Below are 4,786 nucleotides of genomic sequence, written 5' to 3' on the forward strand. Positions count from 1 at the left end.
TGTAGCTGTAGCTGGTGACCCAGTTGGCCGAGCGCGGGTCGCTGATGCTCAGCACGTTGCCCCAGCGGTCGGTGTTCTGGTTGACGATGGGGCGGTTTGATCGGCGCTGCGCTCGCACGCTGCCGCAGCGCTTGCCTGCGCTCCTTGCCGTCTCGCCCACGGCCATGAATCCGCCACGGCTGGCGCTGAAGACGAGGCGGTGGACCTGGCGGTTCACGAACGGCGGGTTTGCTGGCGGTGGGGCATACCGTCAATACATCCACACTTCGCATGAATTGTTTAGCGCGGGGCTAAACGCACGGCATCCGCGCCGGATGAGTTGCGATGCTCTGTCTCCTCGCATCCTGTCTCGCCCTCGCGTTCATCGATCCCGCATGGCCTTGTGCCTGCTGGCTTGGTTGTGGGATGACCGAGGTGACGGATTCATGTGGACAGGACAGGCATCGCAAGCAGTCGCCAGAGTTCGCTCAGGTCGGCAGCTTTAGAACCTCCAGGGGCTGACGCCTATGGAGGCATGGCACGGCCGGACCCTGGCCGACATGCAGCAAGCCCATGCCCAAGGCGCCGGCCGATGGGTGCAGGCACTCGAGGGAAGGCTGATCGGCTACTACGTTCGATGTTGAAACGACAGCGAGAACGAACCTGATCAATGACGAGGCGTCCATATGGGGCGGGAGCCGACCCGACCCGGCGGTGAAAATTGCTTACAAACATGCACCCCCCCCCCGTCAAGCGGGCCCCAGCCGTTCGAAAGTGGCTTCCGCGACGAGCACGCGAATCTGGCCGCCTGAAAAAATTCATGCCTCCGCGGGATGGCAGAGGCGACGGGTTCATGTGGAGAGGACAGGCGGCACAGACCCATCGCCGTTTAATCGTTGGCGCAGTGATGTCACCAAGAATCACCAAAGATCAATTCGCGCGCATTCAAATTCAACGAGATTTCCTTGTTCAAGCCCGCCTGGAAGGTACTCTTCGACGACAAGTAATATACCGCCCACCTTTAATAGCTGTTTCGGCACATCAATTAGCTCGGCAATCACTTTCCGTCCAAGACTTTCGTCTGTGAGACTCCAGATGCCTGGCGCGACATCGTCAACCAACATTGCGTTCCGAATGTCAAATACGTGCAGTGGTTCAGAGATTTTTTCGTTCACCTCTACTTCGCATGGACATGAAAAGGCAACGCAAGTGAAAGCGCCATCTGTAATTTCTACTTCCGCTTCGGCAGCCGGAACGGACAACCATTTGATATTTTTAACTTGCATTTTTATATTCAATCAGTAAGGCCATTTCCAACCACTTTGCGGATTCGGCCCAACGGTGTTTGTCCGTACGGTTTTCGATTGCGCTTCCCATCCAAGACTAGGCGCCTTGGTTTCAAACCAGGAAACAGGCTTCATATGCATTGTGGTAATTTCTCCAGTTGCTCTGTCAAGTCCGACCATTAATCCCTTGGCCGATCCCGTTCCGCCAGGAATGGAGACATACGCATTTAACTCGGGAGCGAATGTCCCGTTCGCAATGACCGAGTTGGCATCCTGAACATACTGGCCGAGCGAATAATTTTCGTAGCCAAGTGTCCGTGCAATTTCCGATCCGTGCTTTTCAAAGTGGATGACATCTTCGCCGGTTTTGAAAGCGCGACTCGTGCTATTTGCCCCTGTTGCAGCCGCAGAATCGGGCAGCAACCTGCCCGTCAGCAAGTCCACAGATACCGATCCACGTTGCGCAGTTCTTGGACTGATCGGCCTGAAGGCATCATCCACGAGAGAGCCCGCTACAGCGAACGAATCCTCCATCGCAAGCCGGCTCCCGACCACAAAGTTCTGACCTGAACCCCGTGGTGCTCCTGCAGCAGCAAAGCCAAGCCCGACACCCACACCGCCAATGTCTTCGCCGGCAGCGTAGTAATCACCTTTCTGCAGATTCTCAATGATCCGATCTGGTGTCTTCAGCAGCGAGTACATCCCGCCATTCGCGATCTGCGCGGTGGTTGCACCTTGGCCGCTAGCTTGCCCAACCATGCTCATGTAGCCGATGTCTCGCGGGCCCTCGCCGGTTACCAAGCTGCGACCCATTTCGTTAGCAACCTGTAAAAGATCGCCTACTTGCATCACCGGCTCCGCCAGCACGCGTGCCCCACCGAACATGACCCCTGCAACGACTTGTCCGATTGGCGCCGCAGCAGGGTTGGTCATCAGCCCGTACTCGTCATAGATGCCTTGCAGGGCGGTGGTGCTCGCCGCCGTCTCTACGGCATTGCCACGACGACTGAGCCAACTCATGTCGTCATAGCTGCTTGAGCTGTACGTCGGCCGGCTACGCCCCTCATTGCCATAGTTCTCGTTGCGGTAGGTCGCTGCCTGCGCCGCTTGCGCCTGCCTCAACGCCTCACGTCGGCTGTCGATGCTGCTCTCCGTGCTGGTGAGTTGCCTTCCTGCGCGATCAAGCTGCGCAATCTGGTCGGCACTCAGACTCGACAGATCGCCGTTGTAGGTCTGCCCTGCCGTCGTGATCCAGCGATTGGCGCTGGCGCTGTACGAAGCCTGCCCGGAGCCCGCAATCAAGGCCGCAATCGCGTAGCGGTTGGTCGGATCAATGCCGTCGGCAATCGCCAACGGGCCATCACCCGCCTGGGCCGTGTAGCTCGTCGGCGGCGCACCCGCAGGCATGCCCCCAGTGGCGTACCAATTGGCCGAAGCCTGTCTGTTGGCCGCCCGCTGCGCCATGGCCATGATGCCGTCTTCAGAGCCCGTGTAGCTAAAGCCGGCTCTGCCCGAAGGGGCGGTAGGTGCGCCGTCGTTGCTGTCCAGCACCCAATCGGCATTCGAGCCCGGCGCAACTTCCATGGCAAGCGTCAACGGATCGGCCTGCGGCGTGCTGTAGCGCGTCTGCCCGTTGGCCCCCGCGATGCTCTCCCCCAACGCATTGCCAAAGGCATCATTCGCCGACGAAGAGCCCGACCACCATCTCTATCTATCCAGTGCGCTCCGCCCTGCTTCCGAGAGGCTATAGACCGGATGCTCGTGGCCCGGTCGCTCCACAGCGAGCAGCATTCCCTCTTCCACCAAAGAAAGAGCCGTACTGGTCACGTCAAACTGGTTCACCAGATCCAGCCGACCAACTGCCCTCTCTAGCTGATACCACGACCATTCCCCGTTATGTTCGGCAACAAGCTGGAGGACTAGTTTCTTGGCTTGGATGTTCATTGCGGTGCACTCGGGTGATAGAGCTGGCCGTCCCGAAGTCGATACTCTTCGAGCGTTGCAGTGTGCGTGTTGTTCCACAGATTCCGGGCATTCATCATGTCTGCCGGTTGGCCAGTCTCCCAGCCCATTCGTCGATAGCGCGTGTACTCCCTCAATTCATGACTGTAGTAGTTGAGGTCATAGGCCGACGCCTCCAGCTTACCGCTGGATATCTGACGCAACCGGTTAACCATGAAGGCGTTTGCCTCGTCAGGCCCGAAACGCGAGGTGTGTTTGATCACGACGTCAATGCCGCGGTCCGTGACTTTAAGCCGATCCATTGACAAGTCTCGCAACGGGCCACCCGCTTCCAATGGATCGAAAGTTCTGCCGCTGGTCGGGCCTCTGGCTCCGAATATAGCGGAGCTTGCATTCTCGGAAACAATCGAATTTCCAGAACCTTGCGTGTTCACTCTCGATAGTGCAGCGGTACCCAACCCCAATCCAAGCTCCGCGTACGGGGAAGCCGGACTGCCGTAAGGCGCTCGAAGCGAATCCAGATATGGCACATAGGCCGGTGCGCCAGGAATAGCACCCCAAAGGAGATTCATGCCGGCCTCAGCCGCTCCCACCACAATGTTCCCCGGCATCTTTGGAATATCTTGCGCGAAGCCACCGAGTTCTCGCTGGAAAGGCGTCAGTTGCTGCCCCGGCAGGCTCCCAAACTCCATTCCTTGTGCCGCAAAACTGGAAGGCCCGCCTCTCACATCAATCCCGCCCGCCCGGACCTGCTCAATCGTCGTGCCTCTCTCCACGGGCGATGACTGCTCAGCAACGCTCCATTGGCCTGGCGGTGCGACGGTCGCAGGAAGCGCCGAGCTCTTCCCAAACATGTTCGCCACAAACGCAATGTCGTCTGCGCGAGCCTGCATGCTCTGGCGCCCCTCATTTCCGTAGTTCTCGTTGCGATAGGTCGCTGCCTGCGCCGCATCCGCTGTCCGCTGCGCCTGCGCTTCGGCCCTAGCCTGCAACTGCGCCGCGTAGGCCCTATCGGCACCTCGCGCCAGCGCCACGTTTGCGGGGGTGTCGGCATCCGGCACGTAGTAGCGCTGGCCCGACTCCGCGCCATTGGCCAGTTCGGGATTCAAGGTCAGCAACTGGTTTTTGACCTGGTTGATCTCTGCGTTGCTCGCACCCGTTCCGGCCAGGGAAGCGGCAATGCCCCAGGCCCCGCGTGATGCCTCGCGACCCGCGACGCCCACACTTCGCGGGGTGCCCATCAGATCCCAATTGTCCGAGTCGACGTAAGGCGCCGCTGCAGGAGCTTGAGGCGTCATCTGCCGGATGCCCAACGGGTCAAGGCCCGCCTGGCGCGCCTGCGCATCCTGCGAGAAGTGCCGCCCGTTGACCATCGGCACGCCGCCATTGACGTCCACCCCGCTGAAGTTGTCGTTCAACACGAGGAACGCATCCAGATCGTCACTGCGGCTGCTCTGCCCGTTAGCCCCCGCAATGCTCTCCCCCAACGCATTGCCAAAGGCATCGACAGCCACCTGCTGGATCGACACCCTGCCCCCGCGCATCGCTGCCGTGGCTGC

General features: G+C 59.7%; 5 protein-coding genes. All 5 read right to left on the reverse strand.

The genetic code is table 11. The annotated features are described in order from the left end of the window. Positions 1 to 217 (reverse strand): ESPR-type extended signal peptide-containing protein (locus J2X92_RS29385; protein ID WP_307581403.1); only part of this gene is annotated, 217 nt, incomplete at its 3' end. Between the two features lie 682 nt (positions 218 to 899). Then, positions 900 to 1,265, reverse strand: coding sequence for a hypothetical protein (locus J2X92_RS29390; protein WP_307581404.1), 366 nt, complete (start codon positions 1,263 to 1,265; stop codon positions 900 to 902). Positions 1,266 to 1,277: 12 nt separating this feature from the next. After that, entirely contained in the window at positions 1,278 to 2,861 is a 1,584-nt protein-coding gene (locus tag J2X92_RS29395; protein ID WP_307581405.1) for a hypothetical protein, read from the reverse strand. A gap of 111 nt (positions 2,862 to 2,972) precedes the next feature. Continuing rightward, entirely contained in the window at positions 2,973 to 3,209 is a 237-nt protein-coding gene (locus J2X92_RS29400; protein ID WP_307581406.1) for a hypothetical protein, read from the reverse strand. Continuing rightward, on the reverse strand, positions 3,206 to 4,786 hold a 1,581-nt coding region (locus J2X92_RS29405), incomplete at its 5' end, for a hypothetical protein (RefSeq protein WP_307581408.1). The genes J2X92_RS29400 and J2X92_RS29405, both read right to left, overlap by 4 nt.

It is taken from the genome of Variovorax paradoxus, from assembly GCF_030811855.1.
GTDB lineage: Bacteria > Pseudomonadota > Gammaproteobacteria > Burkholderiales > Burkholderiaceae_C > Variovorax > Variovorax paradoxus_L.

Excerpts from the sequence above, each read along its gene's own strand:
- J2X92_RS29390 (WP_307581404.1), bottom strand. The coding sequence starts at position 1,265 with ATGCAAGTTAAAAATATCAAATGGTTGTCCGTTCCGGCTGCCGAAGCG.
- J2X92_RS29400 (WP_307581406.1), bottom strand. The coding sequence starts at position 3,209 with ATGAACATCCAAGCCAAGAAACTAGTCCTCCAGCTTGTTGCCGAACAT.